This window comes from Actinopolyspora xinjiangensis (assembly GCF_900104475.1).
Taxonomy (GTDB): Bacteria; Actinomycetota; Actinomycetes; order Mycobacteriales; family Pseudonocardiaceae; genus Actinopolyspora; species Actinopolyspora xinjiangensis.
On the sequence record NZ_FNJR01000017.1, the window covers coordinates 87,278 to 104,205 of the forward strand.

General features: G+C 67.7%; 11 protein-coding genes and 1 rRNA gene. 11 read left to right on the plus strand and 1 reads right to left on the minus strand.

Going from position 1 to position 16,928, the window contains the following annotated elements; all coding sequences use genetic code 11:
* The first annotated feature begins 150 nt into the window (after positions 1-150).
* The 3 genes from BLQ75_RS21130 to BLQ75_RS21140 all read left to right on the plus strand — a co-directional run bounded on the left by BLQ75_RS21130 (position 151) and on the right by BLQ75_RS21140 (position 3,198).
* On the plus strand, positions 151-978 hold the full coding sequence (locus tag BLQ75_RS21130; RefSeq protein ID WP_092604415.1) for a type III pantothenate kinase: 828 nt from the start codon (positions 151-153) through the stop codon (positions 976-978).
* A 96-nt stretch (positions 979-1,074) separates the two neighbouring features.
* Complete coding sequence (lysS, locus tag BLQ75_RS21135) at positions 1,075-2,589, plus strand: lysine--tRNA ligase (protein WP_092604416.1); 1,515 nt, start codon at positions 1,075-1,077, stop codon at positions 2,587-2,589.
* 246 nt (positions 2,590-2,835) lie between these two features.
* Positions 2,836-3,198 carry a histone-like nucleoid-structuring protein Lsr2 gene (locus BLQ75_RS21140; RefSeq protein ID WP_043569273.1) on the plus strand — a complete coding sequence of 121 codons (363 nt, stop codon included), beginning with the start codon at positions 2,836-2,838 and terminating at the stop codon, positions 3,196-3,198.
* Positions 3,199-3,792: 594 nt separating this feature from the next.
* On the opposite strand, the gene BLQ75_RS21145 is transcribed toward BLQ75_RS21140, so the two are convergent.
* Entirely contained in the window at positions 3,793-4,788 is a 996-nt protein-coding gene (locus BLQ75_RS21145; protein WP_092604417.1) for an ABC transporter substrate-binding protein, read from the minus strand.
* Positions 4,789-5,026: 238 nt separating this feature from the next.
* Here BLQ75_RS21145 and BLQ75_RS21150 point away from each other — a divergent pair, with 238 nt between their 5' ends.
* The 8 genes from BLQ75_RS21150 to BLQ75_RS21185 all read left to right on the plus strand — a co-directional run.
* A complete protein-coding gene (locus BLQ75_RS21150; protein WP_425286477.1) occupies positions 5,027-6,040 on the plus strand; it encodes a FecCD family ABC transporter permease in 1,014 nt (337 codons plus the stop codon).
* A complete protein-coding gene (locus BLQ75_RS21155) occupies positions 6,037-7,140 on the plus strand; it encodes a FecCD family ABC transporter permease (RefSeq protein ID WP_092604419.1) in 1,104 nt (367 codons plus the stop codon). The genes BLQ75_RS21150 and BLQ75_RS21155 overlap by 4 nt, the downstream gene beginning before the upstream one ends.
* Positions 7,137-8,060, plus strand: coding sequence for an ABC transporter ATP-binding protein (locus tag BLQ75_RS21160; protein WP_092604420.1), 924 nt, complete (start codon positions 7,137-7,139; stop codon positions 8,058-8,060). Before BLQ75_RS21155 ends, BLQ75_RS21160 begins: the two co-directional genes overlap by 4 nt.
* A gap of 259 nt (positions 8,061-8,319) precedes the next feature.
* A complete protein-coding gene (locus BLQ75_RS21165; RefSeq protein WP_092604421.1) occupies positions 8,320-10,905 on the plus strand; it encodes an ATP-dependent Clp protease ATP-binding subunit in 2,586 nt (861 codons plus the stop codon).
* A gap of 224 nt (positions 10,906-11,129) precedes the next feature.
* Positions 11,130-11,747 carry a hypothetical protein gene (locus BLQ75_RS21170; RefSeq protein WP_092604422.1) on the plus strand — a complete coding sequence of 206 codons (618 nt, stop codon included), beginning with the start codon at positions 11,130-11,132 and terminating at the stop codon, positions 11,745-11,747.
* A 73-nt stretch (positions 11,748-11,820) separates the two neighbouring features.
* A complete protein-coding gene (locus BLQ75_RS21175; protein WP_092604423.1) occupies positions 11,821-15,042 on the plus strand; it encodes an AfsR/SARP family transcriptional regulator in 3,222 nt (1,073 codons plus the stop codon).
* Positions 15,043-15,274: 232 nt separating this feature from the next.
* Positions 15,275-16,168 carry a DUF4328 domain-containing protein gene (locus tag BLQ75_RS21180; RefSeq protein ID WP_139183053.1) on the plus strand — a complete coding sequence of 298 codons (894 nt, stop codon included), beginning with the start codon at positions 15,275-15,277 and terminating at the stop codon, positions 16,166-16,168.
* 617 nt (positions 16,169-16,785) lie between these two features.
* Positions 16,786-16,928 (plus strand): 16S ribosomal RNA (locus BLQ75_RS21185); the annotation flags it as partial.

Sequence of the window (16,928 nt, forward strand, 5' to 3'; positions counted from 1 at the left end):
TCGGTGTGGAGTCGGTAGCCGGCGACGGCCGACCACTCGCAGGCCCGATGAGCGGGTCCGGGACGTGACCCGCTCGGTTCGGTTCGTTCCGGCGGGTGCCGTGTGGGGCGCTCGCCGCTGTGCCAGCTCTCGACAGGAAGGAAAACCACGGTGCTGCTCGCGATCGATGTCGGCAACACCAACATCGTGCTGGGACTCTACGAGGACGAGCCCGATGACTCCGAGCAGCGATCCGGTTCCGGCCGGAAGCCGAAGGCGCAGGCGCGGCTGGTGCGGGACTGGCGGATGCGGACCGAACCCAGGATGACCGCCGACGAGCTCGCGTTCACCATGCGCGGGCTGTTGGGGGACTACGCCGATCGGATCACCGGCATCTCGGCCCTTTCCACCGTGCCCACGCTGTTGCGTGAACTACGGGTGATGCTCGGCCGCAACTGGAGCGACGTCCCCCGGGTGGTCGTCGAACCGGGGGTGCGCACCGGAGTTCCACTGCTGGTGGACAACCCGAAGGAGGTCGGGGCGGACCGGGTGATCAACACACTGGCCGCGCACCACCTGTACTCCACGAACTGCGTCGTGGTGGACTTCGGCACCTCGACGAACATCGACGCCATCTCCGCGAAGGGCGAGTTCCTGGGAGGGGCGTTCGCCCCCGGGGTGGAGATCTCGCTGGACGCGTTGGCCTCGCGCGCCGCCCAGCTGCGCAAGGTCGAGCTGGTCCGGCCCCGCTCGGTCATCGGCAAGAACACGGTCGAGTGTCTGCAATCCGGGCTGCTCTACGGTTTCGCGGGGCAGGTGGACGGGCTGGTGCACAGCATCGTGTCCGAACTGGAGGAGACCCACGGCGGTCCCACCACCGTGCTGGCGACCGGTGGGCTGGCTCCGCTGGTGATCAGCGAGTCCCGCACGATCTCGCACCACGTTCCGGAGCTGACCCTGCTCGGTCTCAGGCTGGTCTTCGACCGGAACCTCGAATGAGTGGTTCGGGAGTCCGACGCGGCCCGCGTGTCCGGTGAGCGGGCTCCGCCATCCTGCCGGAGTGTCGCGCCTGCCGGGTCCGTACCCTGGTAAACTGTGAATGACCAGGATCAATCGAGTCGCGTCGACGGAATCGAGGACCTGCCGGAACAGCTGCGGGTGCGCCGGGAGAAGCGGGAGCGTCTGTTCGCCGAGGGGCAGGACCCCTATCCCGTCTCGCTGCCCGTGACCCACGAGCTGTCCGAGGTGCGAGCCGCGCACTCCGAGCTACCCGTGGACACCTCCAGTGGTCAGCGGGTCGGTGTGGCCGGACGGGTGATGTTCCTGCGCAACACCGGCAAGCTCTGCTTCGCCACGTTGCGGGGCGGAGACGGTAGCGAGTTGCAGGCCATGCTCAGCCGCAACGAGATCGGTGAACAGGCCCTGTCCGACTGGAAGTCGGACGTCGACCTGGGGGACCACGTTTTCGTCGCGGGTGAGGTCATCACTTCACGCCGTGGTGAGCTCTCGGTGCTGGCCGACGAGTGGCGGATGGCGGCCAAGGCACTGCGACCGCTGCCCGTGGCGCACAAGGAACTCAGTGAAGAGAATCGCGTTCGCCAGCGTTACGTGGATTTGCTGGTCCGCAAGCAGGCGGCCGAAACGGTTCGCACTCGTGCCGCGACATTGCGTTCGCTGCGGGATTCGTTCGAACGGCGCGGTTACCTCGAAGTCGAGACGCCCATGTTGCAGACTTTGCAGGGAGGTGCGGCGGCCAGGCCGTTCGTGACTCACTCGAACGCCTTGGACACGGATCTGTACTTGCGCATCGCCCCGGAGCTGTTCCTCAAGCGATGCGTCGTGGGGGGCATCGAGAAGGTCTTCGAGATCAACCGGAACTTTCGCAATGAGGGGAGTGACTCTTCCCACTCTCCCGAGTTCGCCATGCTCGAGTTCTATGAAGCTTACTCGGATTACAACGCGATGGCCGAACTCACCCGTGCGCTGATCCAGGAAGCGGCCCAGTCCCTGTTCGGCACGCAGACCGTCACTTGGGCGGACGGTTCGGAGTACGATCTTTCCGGTCAATGGTCGAGCATTACGATGTACGGGTCGCTTTCCGAGGCGCTCGGTTCGGAAGTAACCCCCGAAACCTCCGCCGAAACGCTCCGTAAGCATGCCGAGAGCGCCGGTTTGTCCGAGCTCGACCCCTCGTTCGGGCACGGCAAGTTGGTGGAGGAACTCTGGGAGCACATGGTCGGCAACCATCTCTACGCTCCCACATTCGTGCGGGACTTTCCGCTGGATACCGCTCCGTTGACCCGACAGCATCGGCAGCATTCGGGGATGGCGGAGAAATGGGATCTCTATGTGAAGGGTTTTGAACTGGCCACCGGCTACTCCGAGCTCGTCGATCCCGTCGTCGAGCGGGCGCGTCTGGAAGAGCAGGCGCGGTTGGCTTCCGAGGGAGACGAAGAAGCCATGCCCGTGGACGAGGACTTTCTCCGGGCGCTGGAGTACGGAATGCCGCCCACCGGTGGTGTGGGAATGGGGATCGACCGGTTGTTGATGGCGTTGACCGGGCTGGGGATACGGGAGACCATCCTCTTCCCGCTCGTGCGTCCGGAATGACGTGATCGCTCTCCCCGATCGAAGCTCCCCGAGGAAATTTCTTCGGTGGGGTGAGTGCGAATCAGGCTTTACTGCGCTAACCTTGCTGACGAGAATGAAACGGTGACGATGTATTAGCGGCTCGATACGTGATCGATCGCGATGCGGCCTCGGGGCCGATGTGGTTCGGGAGAACACCGACGATACTCGTTCGGGCTCGGATCGTCACCGTCTCGCTGTAAGGAATACCGGGGAGGACCGCGGAAGATGGCGCAGAAGGTAACTGTTCAGCTGGTGGATGACCTGGACGGTGGGGAGGCGGACGAAACGGTCGAGTTCGCGTTGGACGGCGTCTCGTACACCATCGACCTTTCCAACGAGAATGCGGCCGAGCTCCGGGAGGCCCTGAGTGGCTTTCTGGCCAGCGCGCGGCGTGCCGGCGGGCGCAAGAAGCCGGGGCCGAAAGCGGGTTCCTCGCGTTCGTCCTCGGCTTCGTCCGGTGGTTCCACGAGCGCGGATCGTGAGCAGAACCAGGCGATCCGGGAATGGGCTCGCAAGCGGGGCATGAAGGTTTCGGATCGCGGCCGTATCCCCGCCGATATCGTTGCCGAGTACCACAAGGCGCACTGAAGTTCGGCACGACCGGTGTCGGCTCGCCTTCGACGGGCCGATCGCCCGTCGAATCGGAGTCCGGTTCGCATCGGGCTCTGTCGATATCCGTCCGGCTCGCGTCGGAAGCCGGTTCGGAATGAAACGTGCGAATGTCTCGGTGCTCGAATCGCTGTTTCGGAAGTGCCGTCGAGTCGTCCTCGGTGACGGGGCGGGGTCGCCCCGAGTCGTGACGGGAACGTCGCGCGATTCACCGGTCACGGTCGTGGTCCGGTTCGCCCGGCCGCGGTCGTTTCCGGGTGGACCCTCCGGGGCGCGAGGCCGGAACCTCCGTTCTCACCCCGGTGTGTCCGATTTCCGGTCGGCCCCACCGGGCCGCCCGGCGCTGGATCGGCTGCCCGGCCGGTCCGGCGGGGTACGCGTGGGCCGGTCCGGTCGTTCGGGCTGCCCGCCAGGCGGTGGTTCACCCATGCGGTGGTTCACTCCGCACGGCCGGTTGTCCGCAGGGGGTCGAGCTGGACGGGCAGGGTTTCGGGGTCGGGACGAGACCGGGTGCGCCCCGGGCGAACGACGTCGTATCGGACAGTGTCGGAGCGCACCCGCACGCTTGGCTCGTTACCGTGCCGGATCCACGCCGAACGCGTCCGCGAGATCGTCGAGGATCGCGTGTGCGCCGTGGATTCCCACCGACGTCATCCAGGTGATGTCGTCGACCACGTGCTCCTCGCCGGTGAGTTTGTCCCACAGCGGATTGGACTCGAAAGTCTTTCTGGTATCGGCCGCGTCGCCGGCCTCGTCCGGGTAGACCGTCACGAAGATGTGCTCCGCGTCCAGTTCCGGAATCCGTTCCTGGCTGAGGTTGACCGCGATCCCGTCCCCGGTCGGTTGCCCCTCGGGACGGGCCAGGCCGGTGTCCCGCTGCACTGTTCCCGGGAACGAGTCGGCGCTGTAGAGCCGCACCGTCGGTTCACCCGCGAACCGCACGATCGACATCGTCGGGTTGTGCCCCACCTTAGAGCGAATGCTGTCGCCGACCGTCCTCGCGCGTCGCTCGTACTCGTTCAACCTGTTCCGGGCCGTTTCCTCCTTGCCCAGCGCCCGGCCGGTCAGCAGCAGGTTCTCCTTCCACGTCGCCCCCGTGGTGCGGCTGAACACGGTGGGGGCTATCTCGGACAGCTGTCCGTAGAGCTCCTCGTGCCGGACCTTCGCCGACAGGATCAGGTCGGGGTTCCTCCCGAAGATCTTCTCCGTGGAGGGCCGACTCAGGCTTCCCACGCGTCGTGCCTGGGAGCCGTACTCCTCGCGGTCCCGCCCCAGGTAGTCGGGCAGCTTCCTGCGACCGCCGAATGTGGTGTATCCCACGACGTTCGTGTCCAGTGCCATCACGGCACTGGTGAAGGTGGCGTCCAGCGCCACCACACGCTTCGGGGTACCGGTGATCTCGGTTTCGCCCATCGCGTGCTCGACGGTCCGCGTGCCACCGGTTCCACCGCTCGAATCCTCGGTTTCCGACTCACCACCGCAGGCGGTCAGGCCGAGCGCGGGCAACGCCCCCGCCGCGACCAACGCCGTTCGCAGCAACTCACGTCTGGTCCGTGTGACTTCCGGCATCGGCTTCCCTCCCCGTTTCGGATACGCTTAGGTGGGCCTAACCTAAGTGTGGGCAACCTAAGCGAATCAGGGCGGACAGCCAAGGGAGTGGGATTTGAGTCGCAGTTTGACCTCGGGCGACCCGTCCGGTTCGGATTCCGCTTCGACGCGCACCGCCCGCGGCGAGGAGACCCCCTCGGACGCGGAGCGGCGGCAGGAGGCCCGCCCTGACGGAACGGCGCGCGACTCCGCGCCATCGGTGGACCGGTTGAACTCACGACGGCGCAGGAGACTGCTGGGAATCGTCGTGCTGTGCGGTCTGCTGCTGCTCAGCTGTGCGCTGAGCATCCTCATCGGGGCCAAGCTCATACCGCCGAACGCGGTGTTCGAGGCACTGGTGGCGACATCGTCGACCGAGAACAACGTGATCATCTACGAGCTGCGCGTCCCCCGCACCATCGCCGGGATTCTCGCCGGTTCCTCGCTGGGGCTGGCCGGGGCGCTCATGCAGGGCTACACCCGCAACCCCATCGCCGGTCCCAGTGTGCTCGGTATCACGCAAGGGGCCGGGCTAGCCGTGGTGCTGGCCGTGTTCACGCTGGGGATCACCGGCATGCTCGGGTTCATCTGGTTCAGCTTCGGCGGAGCCCTGGTCAGCGCGCTCGCGGTGTTCGTGATCGGTTCGATCGGACGCGGAGGTGCCACCCCCGTGGCCCTGGCGCTGGCGGGTGCGGCGATCAGCGCGCTGCTACAGGCGCTGACCTCGGCGCTGGTGCTGCTGGACCGGCAGAGCCTGGACACCTACCGGTTCTGGAAGGTCGGTTCCATCGCGGTCTCCGACATGGGGCTCATCCAGCGCGTGCTGCCGTTCCTGCTGCTCGGCCTGCTGCTGGGACTGGCCAGCGCCCCGGGACTCAACGCGCTCTCGCTCGGTGACGACATGGCGGCCGCGCTCGGCCACAACGTGGCCAGGTCCAGAGCGATCGGGGTGGCCGCCATCGCGGTGCTCGTCGGCGGCGCGGTGGCCATGTGCGGACCGATCAGCTTCGTCGGCCTCGTCGTACCCCACATAGCCCGGTACTTCGCCGGCCCCGACCACCGCTGGCTGCTTCCGTTCGCCGCTCTCGGCGGAGCCTGCCTGGTGCTGCTCGCGGACCTGGTCGGACGGGTCGTGTCTCGCCCCTCGGAGATCCAGGTCGGGGTGATGCTGGCGATGATCGGGGCCCCCTTCTTCATAGCTCTGGTACGGCGCAGGAGGCTGATGCGGCTGTGACGGAATCGGTGCGAGTCCCCCCGGCGGCCCCGGCAGCACGCGTGCGGGAACGCAAACCGCTGCGCGTCGGCCCGCTCTCCACGGTGCTGCGCCCCAGGCCGCTGCTGGTGCTGCTGGGGGGGCTGGTGGCGCTGGTGGTGGTGTTCGCCTGCGACCTGGCGCTCGGCGACTACCCGATCTCCCCGTTGGGAGTGCTGCGGACCCTGCTCGGCGGAGGTGACGCCGGGGACCGGCTCGTGGTGCTGCAACTGCGACTGCCGCGCGCGCTCACCGGGTTGCTGGTCGGCGCCGCGCTCGGACTCTCCGGGGCGATCACGCAGGCTGTGGTGCGCAACCCGCTGGCCAGTCCGGACCTGCTCGGTGTCACGAGTGGGGCGGGGGCGGCCGCGACCGCCGTGATCGTCACCTCGGGAACGCTGGGTGGGATCAGCGGTGCCGTCGCCGCTTTCGGCCTGCCGGTGATCGCCCTGCTGGGTGGGGTGGTCACGGCCGGGCTGGTCGCGCTGCTGGCCTACCGGGGCGGGGTGGACTCGTTCCGGCTGGTGCTGGTCGGCATCGGGATGAACGCGCTGACGGTCAACGCGACCCTTTGGCTGCTGACCATCGGCGAGACCCAGGACGCCGGGCGCGCCATGGTGTGGCTGACCGGCAGCCTCAACGCCAGGGACTGGGACAACGTGGTGCCGGTCGGGCTGGCCCTGCTGGTGCTGGTGCCGCTGACCCTGCTCGGCTGCCACGCGCTGGGGGCGCTTCAGTTCGACGACGACACGGTTCGCGAACTCGGAGTGCGCGTCAACGTGGCGCGGGGCGCGCTGCTGCTGAGTGCCGCCGTGCTCGCCTCGCTGGCCACCGCGGCGGCCGGGCCGATCGCGTTCGTGGCGCTCGCCACGCCGCAGATCGCGCTCCGCATGGCCGGTGTCCCGAGACCTCCGCTGGTCGTCTCGATGGTGCTGGGGGCTCTCCTCGTGGTGGCGTCCGACCTGGTCTCGCGCACCCTGTTCGGCTCGTTGCAACTGCCGGTCGGCGTGGTCACGGCCGTGCTCGGCGCTCCCTACCTGATCTACCTGCTCGTCCACCGGTACCGGGAGGTTCACACATGACCGCCTCGCACACCGCGAACGACGCGGTCGCGCACACCGACGCCGACTCCCCGAGCGGGCACGGGGCTTCCGAGACCGCGCGGAACCGGTTGCGCGCCCGCGACCTGTCGCTGGGATACGGCGACCGCGTGGTGGTCGACGGGCTGGATCTGGACGTCGTCGACGGCACCATCACCGGCGTGATCGGCCCCAACGGCTGCGGCAAGTCCACACTGCTGCGCGCGCTGGGCAGGCTGCTGCAGCCGAAGCGGGGCAGCGTGCTGCTCGACGGGGAGCCGATTCACCGGATGTCCACCAAGGAAGTGGCGCGTAGGCTGGGACTGCTGCCGCAGTCCCCGGCCGCCCCGGAAGGGCTCTGCGTCGCCGACCTGGTCGCAAGAGGCAGGCATCCGCACCAGGCCTGGTACCGACAGTGGTCGAGCGACGACGAGTCGGCCGTGGCGGAGGCGTTGGCGCTCACCGGCATCGAGGACCTCGCGGACCGCTCCGTGGACGAGCTCTCCGGCGGACAGCGCCAGCGTGCCTGGCTGTCCATGGCGTTGGCGCAGGGAACGGACCTGCTCCTGTTGGACGAGCCGACGACCTACCTGGATCTCTCGCACCAGGTGGACGTGCTGGAGCTGATCGGCCGGTTGCACGCGGAGAGCGGTCGAACCGTGGTGATGGTGCTGCACGACCTCAACCTGGCCGCCCGCTACGCGGATCGCCTGGTGGCGATGTCGGAGGGCCGCATCGCCGCCGAGGGCGTCCCGGAGGAGGTGCTCACGGAGCGGTTGCTGCGCGAGGTGTTCGATCTCAGCGCCCGGGTGATTCCGGACCCGGTTACGGGTACACCGATGGTGGTCCCGGTCGGTGGCAGGCAGTCCGGGGTGCGGAACCGGATGGTGTCCGAACCGGGACGCACTGGGCCGGATGAGTGATATTCGAGCCGTGGAAGGTGGTGTTCGCGCTCGGCGGACACTCCCGCCGTCCCGGTTCGCGAAGGGAATTTCGCAGCTCAGCGCTCTGTTGGGCCGCGTGAACGCAACGTCGTCGAAAAGTGGGCTGCGAGCCGGACCGGCCCTGAGTGGGCCGTGGCTACTAGAGTGGAGCTCAGAGTGCTGAACCCATCGCGGGCATCGGCGTGAGCAGGAGCGGTGCCCGGTACGAGACCGCCGGCGCAGCAGTCAGGGAGTGCGAATGTTCGAGAGGTTCACCGACCGCGCGAGGCGGGTGGTTGTCCTGGCCCAGGAGGAGGCCAGGATGCTCAACCACAACTACATCGGCACCGAGCACATTCTCCTGGGTCTGATCCACGAGGGTGAGGGTGTCGCCGCCAAGGCGCTGGAATCGCTGGGGATCGCCCTCGAGGGCGTGCGCCAGCAGGTCGAGGAGATCATCGGCCAGGGCCAGCAGGCGCCCAGTGGCCACATCCCCTTCACCCCGAGGGCCAAGAAGGTTCTGGAGCTGTCGCTGCGGGAGGCGCTCCAGCTCGGGCACAACTACATCGGCACCGAACACATCCTGCTCGGCCTGATCCGCGAGGGTGAGGGTGTGGCCGCGCAGGTGCTGGTCAAGCTCGGTGCCGATCTCAACCGGGTCCGTCAGCAGGTGTTGCAGCTGCTGTCCGGCTATCAGGGCAAGGAACCGGCCGAGGCCGGTGGCCGCAGCGAGGGCACGCCGTCCTCCTCCCTGGTGCTGGATCAGTTCGGCCGCAACCTCACGCAGAGCGCCCGCGAGTCCAAGCTCGACCCGGTGATCGGTCGTGACACCGAGATCGAGCGCATCATGCAGGTGCTCTCCCGCCGCACCAAGAACAACCCGGTGCTCATCGGCGAGGCCGGTGTCGGCAAGACCGCCGTGGTCGAGGGGCTCGCCCAGAAGATCGTCAAGGGCGAGGTCCCGGAGACACTGAAGGAGAAGCAGCTCTACACGCTCGACCTCGGTTCGCTGGTCGCCGGTTCCCGGTACCGCGGTGACTTCGAGGAGCGCCTGAAGAAGGTACTCAAGGAGATCAAGACTCGCGGCGACATCATCCTGTTCATCGACGAGATCCACACGCTGGTCGGTGCGGGTGCCGCCGAGGGGGCCATCGACGCGGCGAGCATCCTCAAGCCGATGCTGGCGCGCGGTGAGCTGCAGACCATCGGGGCCACCACCCTCGAGGAGTACCGCAAGAACGTCGAGAAGGACGCGGCGCTGGAACGCCGCTTCCAGCCGATCCAGGTGGGCGAGCCCTCCCTGGACCACGCCGTCGAGATCCTCAAGGGACTGCGGGACCGCTACGAGGCGCACCACCGCGTCTCCATCACCGACTCCGCGTTGTCCGCGGCGGCCAGCCTGGCGGATCGCTACATCAACGACCGGTACCTGCCGGACAAGGCGATCGACCTGCTGGACGAGGCGGGCGCCAGGATGCGCATCCGCCGGATGACCGCGCCGCCGGACCTGCGCGAGTTCGACGAGAAGATCGCCGAGGTCCGCAGGGACAAGGAGTCCTCCATCGACGGGCAGGACTTCGAGCGCGCCGCCCGGCTGCGTGACGAGGAGAAGCAGCTCATCACGCAGAAGGAGGAGCGCGAGACCCAGTGGAAGGCCGGTGACCTCGACGTGGTCGCCGAAGTCGACGACGAGCAGATCGCCGAGGTGCTGGCCAACTGGACCGGTATTCCGGTCTTCCGCCTCACCGAGGAGGAGACCTCCAGGCTGCTGCGCATGGAGGAAGAGCTGCACAAGCGGATCATCGGTCAGGAGGACGCGGTCAAGGCGGTCTCCCAGGCGATCCGTCGTACCCGTGCCGGGCTGAAGGACCCGCAGCGTCCCTCCGGCTCCTTCATCTTCGCGGGGCCGTCCGGTGTCGGTAAGACCGAGCTGTCCAAGTCGCTGGCCGAGTTCCTGTTCGGCGACGACGACGCCCTGGTCCAGATCGACATGGGTGAGTACCACGACCGCTACACGGCCTCCCGACTGTTCGGCGCGCCCCCGGGCTACGTCGGCTATGAGGAGGGCGGTCAGCTCACCGAGAAGGTCCGGCGCAAGCCGTTCTCCGTGGTGCTGTTCGACGAGATCGAGAAGGCCCACCACGAGATCTACAACACGCTGTTGCAGGTCCTGGAGGACGGCAGGCTCACCGACGGCCAGGGTCGCGTGGTCGACTTCAAGAACACGGTGCTGATCTTCACCTCCAACCTGGGCACGGCCGACATCTCCAAGGCGGTCGGCCTCGGCTTCACCGCGGGCAACGAGCAGGAGTCCAACTACGAGCGGATGAAGTCCAAGGTCAACGAGGAGATGAAGAAGCACTTCCGTCCGGAGTTCCTCAACAGGATCGACGACGTGATCGTCTTCCACCAGCTCACCGAGGAAGAGATCATCCGGATGGTCGACCTGCTCATCGGCCGGGTGGAGAGCGCCCTCAAGAGCAAGGACATGTCCATCGAGTTGACCTCGAAGGCCAAGAAGCTGGTGGCCAAGCGGGGCTTCGACCCGGTGCTGGGTGCCCGGCCGCTGCGCCGCACGATCCAGCACGAGATCGAGGACAAGCTCTCCGAGAAGATCCTGTTCGGCGAGGTCGAGCCTGGTCAGATCGTGATCGTCGACGTCGACGGCTGGGACGAGGAAGGAACCGAGGACCAGGCCCAGTTCACCTTCCGAGGTGAGGCCAAGCCCTCCACCGTTCCGGACACGCCGCCCGTGGACCTGGCCGGTTCCTCCGGCGGTTCCTCCGGTGAGGGATCCTCGTCCAGCCAGGACGACCAGTCCGAAGGGTCCGGCTCCTCGGAGTGATCCGCTACGCCCGAAACGATCGATCCCGCCCCCGTTGGGGCGGGATCGTTTCGTTCGCCACCGCCGGGCGGACCGCCGGCGGTCGAGTGCGGTGGAGAGGCGCCCCGACGCGCCGAGCCGGTCGTGTCGGCCCCGGCGTCCGGGGCGTCGGTACGCCCGGTTCGGCTGAGCCGCTCCGGACCGAACCCGTGGTCGTTCCACGCGATCGGTGAGGCGCGGTCGGCGTGAATTCCCGGCAGAGTGAGGACCGCATCCGGAGTGCGCTGCACGTGCCGGTGCTCACCGCTGCCGCCGTCTCGGTTCCCGCCGTTTTCCTCACCCGGTTGGACGGGCCGGTGTCGCTGCTGGGAACGGTGCTCAACTGGCTGTCGATGCTGGTGCTCACGGCCGAGTCGGCCCTGCTGTTCTGGTTCAGCGAGAACCGTCCCCGCTGGCTGCGCGACCACTGGTGGATGGCGTTGGTGACCGTGTTGACGATCCCCGCCGTGGTGTTCGCGTTCGCACCCGCCCAGGTGCTGCGGCTGGTCCGGGTGGTCGCCGCCGTCCAGCTCGTTCGTGTGTTCCGGTTGGTGAAGGTCGCGCGGGTGCTGCACCGGCGCGCCCGACGAATGGGCGGGCCGAGGCACGTCCTGCTGGGAGCAGTCCTGCTGGCGGCGTTGGGCCTGCTCGGGGTCGTGCTGGCCGACGAGGACAGCCCCACCCGGCGTACGCTGGACGCGGTGTCGGACCGGTGGGGGTGGCCCGTGCTGCTCGGTGCTCTCGTGCTGTCCGTGGTGGTGATCGGCGGGCTCGTCACGTGGCTGCGCCGGCGCCGCGCCGACCGGTCGGAGCGCGGCCGGTGATCGGCCGTCACGCTGGGGCTGTCTCGGCCCGCCTCTGCTCGCGAGGCGGCGGCAAGAGCTGGTGAGGTGCCGTGTGCTGGTAGCGATGCTCGGCCCGTTCCGGGTGCACGACAGCCGGGGCGAACCGGTCGATCCGGGTGGTAACCGGGTGCGCACCCTGCTGGCGCGCCTGGCGCTGGACGTCAACCGCGACGTGCCCGTGCGAACGTTGATCGACGATCTCTGGGGCGAATCCCCACCCACCGGTGCCACCAACGCGCTGCACACCCTGGTCTCCCGGAGCAGGCGGGCGCTGAGCCCGGTGACCGGTCTGCGGTTGTGCTCCGAAGGGGTCGGCTACGCCCTGCGAGCTGATCCGGACGAGATCGACCTGCACCGCTTCGAACGGCTGGCCGCTCGTGGGCGGAGCGCACTGCGCGAGGACCGCCCGACGGAGGCGGTCGAGGACCTGCGGGCCGCGTTGGAGCTCTGGCGCGGCGATCCACTGGTCGACTTCCGAGGTGCTGCCTTCGCCGAAGTCACCGTCACCCGTCTGGAACGGCTCGGACGTTCCGCGCTGATCGACCGGATCGAGGCCCAGCTACGGCTTGGTGACCACGTGGATCTCCTCGACGAGCTCGCGCGGCTCACCCGCGCGCACCCGCTGGACGAACGCCTCGCGGAACTGCACATCCGCGCGCTGCGAGCGGCCGGGCAGCGCGCCGAAGCCGTGGCCTGCTACGGGCGGCTGCGCGGACAGTTGGTCGAGCATCTCGGGACCGAACCGGGCGACCGACTGCGCGAGTTGCATCTCGCCGTGCTCCGAGACGGGAACGCGGACGAGACGAACTCCCCGCAGATCCCGGACTCCGCCCAGCACGGGTCGTCGGCTTCGGGCCCGACCGGTGGAACGACTCCGACGGGCGCTGCGCCGCCGCGGCCGATGAGCGGTTTCGTGGGGCGGGAGCGGGAACTGGCCCAACTCGAACACGCGCTGCGCGAAGCGCGCCTGGTGACCCTGTTCGGGCCAGGCGGTTCGGGCAAGACCAGACTGGCGACCGAGGGAGCCTCCAGGATCACCACACAGCGGGTGCTGTTCGTGGAACTCGCACCGGTGCGTGACGGGCACGCCCTCTCCTCGGCTGTGCTGACCGGACTGGGGGTCCGACAGGCACCCCGGATCGATCATGGGCAGCCGGGAGACGACTCGTTGCCCCGATTGGTGGAGACGCTGGCATCCGAACCGACCCTGCTGATCCTGGACAACTGCGAGCACCTCGTCACGCCGGCCGCGCAGCTGGCCGAACAGCTGCTGAGTCGTGCTCCTGAACTGCGGATACTGGCCACGAGCAGGGAACCGCTGGCACTACCCGGTGAGAAGCTGCTCCCGGTAGGGCCGTTGGAGCTGCCCGACGACGCCGAAGCGGCGGGTTCCAGCGCGGCCGTACGGCTCTTCGAGCAGCGCGCCGTCGCCGCGCGGCGTGACTTCGAGCTCACCCGGGACAACACGGCCCACGTCGTGGAGATCTGCCGTGAACTGGACGGTATGCCACTGGCTATAGAGCTCGCCGCCGCGCGGGTCCGCTCCATGAGCCCCCGTGGGGTCGCTGAACGGCTCGACGACCGGTTCCGGTTGCTCACCAGGGGAAACCGATCAGCGATGTCCCGTCACCGCACGCTGCGCGCGGTGGTGGAGTGGAGCTGGGAGCTGTTGACCGAGCCCGAACGGGTACTGGCGCGCAGGATGTCGGTGTTCGCGGGCTCCGCGCGTGCCGAGTCGGTGGCCGAGGTGTGCTCCGGTGCCGGGCTGGAGGCCGGTGACGTGGACGAAGTCCTCGCCGACCTGGTGGACAAGTCACTGGTGGAGGCGGTCGACGACGGCACCGTCATGCGCTACCGGATGCTGGAGACGGTGCGGGTCTTCTGCGCCGAACGGCTGGCGGACGCCGGGGAGACCGCGACTCTGGGACGCCGCCACGCCGAACACTTCCTGGCCCTCGCGGAGAAGGCGGCCCCACTCATCCACTCGCGGGAGCAACTGAAGTGGCTGGCACGCCTGGACGCCGAGCACGACAACACGATGCGGGCGTTGCGTTGGGCGCTCGCGAACTCCGACGCCGAGGTCGGGATCAGGTTGGCCGCCGCCCTCAACTGGTACTGGTCGATGAATACGCGCCACCCCGAGCTCACCGAGCGGATGCGTCAGGTGGCCGCGCTGGGTGGGCCCGCGCCGGAGGAGAGCCGCGCGGTGGTCGAGCTCGTTCGTCGGTTGTTCGTGGATGCTCACGATTGGTCGGAGCGGCTCGGCGCGGCGTTGGAACGGCTGCGTGAGACGGACGCGATGTCGCGTTACGTGTATTTGGGGCTACTGGAGCCGATGGTCTGGTTGTTGACGGAGCGACTGGACGAGATGGCGGGCTCGCTGCGGCGAGCGGCCGAACACCCGGATCCGTGGCCCAACGCCGCCGCGCACTACGGGCGCGCGATGCTGGCCGAGCGTCGTGGCGAGATGAACGCTGGTGAGCAGCACGCGAATCGCGCGGCGGTGGCTTTCGAGGCCATCGGTGACCGCTGGGGCATGGCCCAGGCGATCTGCATCACAGCCGTTTTCCACTCGCTGCGGGGAGATCACGAGAAGGCGGTCGAGAGCCTGGCGGAATCGGTGGCCGTGCTGCGCGAGTTCCGTTCCCCGGCGGAGCTGGTTCCCCAACTGGCCCGCATCGGTATGCAGCGGGTGCGAATGGGGGATCTCGCCGGTGCCCGCGCGGAACTGGACGAGGCTTCCCGATTGGCGGGGAGCGCTCCCTCCACCCACCGGGTGACCGTCACGTACGGGCGAATGGAGCTCGCCAGGGCCGAGGGCGACATCGGCTCGGCCCGGCGGTTGATGCACCACGCCGAGGCGGACCTCGTGGCGATCGGATCACCACCGCATCCGATGATGCGCGATCTGCTGCTGTCGTTCCGGCTCCGACTGCTGCTCGACGAGGGGGATGTGCGGGGCGCGCGCGAGCTTTTCGGGACCGCTCTCGGTGGAGAGGAGATCGTGCTGGGCAGGCCGATGAGCGCGGTGCTGACCGAACAACTGGCCCGGCTGCTGCTGCACGAGGCCGAGCCGGAGGAGGCGGCGCGGATGCTCGGGGTGGCGGCTGCTCTGCAGGGAGTGCTGGACCAGGGGGACCCCGACGTGCGCGAGGTGTGCACCCGGTTGCGGGAACGGTTGGGTGCCGAGGAGTTCGAGCGACTCCGCGCGAGCCGAGCGGAGTTGTCCGTTGTGGAGTGCCATGCCGAGCTCAGGCGCGTGCTCGGCGGCTGAATGTCGCGGACTCGCAGTGGGGAAGCGTCGTTCGACGGCGGCTCTTCCGGGATGAGGGACGCGTCGTGTCGGACACCTCGGACCGGTGGTCGGCGCTGAGACCGTCACGAGCCGGTTACGATCCTGCGACCGGTACCCGGTGGTATCGAAATTCGGGTGCTCCCCGAACCGTCGCGGCGGTAACGTTCTCGCCGTTTGTCGTTTGCCGTTCGACGGGATTGGGAGTCGACCAGTGAACTGTGCCGTGTGCGGAGGACACGTCCCCGCCGACCGGGAGTACTGCGCCGTTTGCGGTGGCAGAGCGATGCCCGCCGACTGGCTGGACAACACCGGCGTCGTGGGTAACCCCGGAGCGGAGAACCCCGGCAACGCCCCGGAACTCGACGTGCGGCGAGCTCTCCGGCCGACGCGGGGACTGGGGATCGCCACCGTCGTGCTGCTGTTGTCCTTCGCCGTGATCCGCGCGTTGAACACTCTCGTGCAGCTCCGGCTGTTCGTGGTGTACGGCGATGCGCTCGAGAGGTCCCGCTCCTACTGGGACATGGAGTTCCTGCCGTCGGAATTGTTCGAGCTGGTGTTCGGAGTTCTCGCCGTCCCCGTGTTCGTGGCCGCGGTCGTGATGTTTCTGATCTGGTTGTTCCGGGTGCGCGGCAACGCCGAGATGCTGGACCCCGAGGTGCATCGGCGGAAGAAGCCCTGGCTGATCCTCGGTTGGATCGTCCCGGTGGTCAGTTTCTGGTTCCCGAAACAGATCCTCACCGACATCTGGCGAGCGAGCCGTCCCGGACACGTACGCGGAGACGTGGAATCGAGCTTCGAGTACAAAGGTGGACTGCTCTGGGCCTGGTGGCTGGTTTTCCTCGCGATGATGAGCGTCGACCGGGCCCACCGTGTGGTCACTTACACGCACACCGGAGTGGAAAGGAACCAGTTCGAACTCCCAGGTGAAGAAGCGCTGGCGCTCTACCACGATCTGGCGCTGACGGGGCTGCTCGTCTCTTCCGTCCAAGTCGCCGCGGGGGTCCTGGCGGCGTTGGTCGTCCGGCGGATCACCAACTGGCAGCACCAGGCGCGCCAGGACCGTCATGGACAGTCCGATCCGGTGGGTGCCGTGGCGCCACACTAGGGACCTCGGGTGGGTCGCCGGGTGAACTGTGAGCGCACGGCGGCCATCCGAACGTTTTTCGCGGTATTTACCGGGGTTGTCCTGGGAATTCGTTGATTGTTGGGGGGTGGGTGTGTGGGGGTGTGTGGTGGGGGGTTAGAGTGGTTGTTGTCAGCACGGCGGGGCCGGGTTGGGAATCGCTAGGGGTTGGTGCTCGGTTTTTTCGGGTGCTTTCCGGGTGGTTTCTGGTTTCGGTTCGTGGTGGTGGCTGGTTGTTTGTAGAACTGCATGTGGTGCCTTCTGGTTCGTTGGTTGGGGCTCGCTGTGGTGGTGGGTCGTGATCGGCGGGTGGCTGGGCCCCCCGGTGTGTGGGGGGTTTGGTGGGGGTGCTACGGTGAATGCGGTGAACAACGGAAAAGCATTCGGATGTCTGCTGGCTGGTTAGTTGGTGGATGTTTCCGGGTGTGGGCCTGCCGCGTGTGTGGTGGGTGTGTTCTTTGAGAATTCAACAGTGTTTGTGCACGCGTGTGTGTGTTTGCTTTCTTGTCTTTTTTTGCTTTGAGTAGTGCCCGCGCTGCGGCATCATGGTTGTGGTGTTGTGGTGTGGGTGGTGCTGGGGTTTTTTTCCAATAGGTTTCTTGTTGGAGAGTTTGATCCTGGCTCAGGACGAACGCTGACGGCGCGCTTCACACATGCAAGTCGAGCGATGGCGCCGGTTTTCGGATCGGTGTGCAGAGCGGCGGACGGGTGAGTAACACGTGAGTAACCTGCCCTGGGCGTG

Excerpts from the sequence above, each read along its gene's own strand:
- BLQ75_RS21165 (WP_092604421.1), top strand. The coding sequence starts at position 8,320 with ATGTTCGAGAGGTTCACCGACCGCGCGAGGCGGGTGGTTGTCCTGGCC.
- BLQ75_RS21160 (WP_092604420.1), top strand. The coding sequence starts at position 7,137 with ATGACCGCCTCGCACACCGCGAACGACGCGGTCGCGCACACCGACGCC.
- BLQ75_RS21140 (WP_043569273.1), top strand. The coding sequence starts at position 2,836 with ATGGCGCAGAAGGTAACTGTTCAGCTGGTGGATGACCTGGACGGTGGG.
- BLQ75_RS21145 (WP_092604417.1), bottom strand. The coding sequence starts at position 4,788 with ATGCCGGAAGTCACACGGACCAGACGTGAGTTGCTGCGAACGGCGTTG.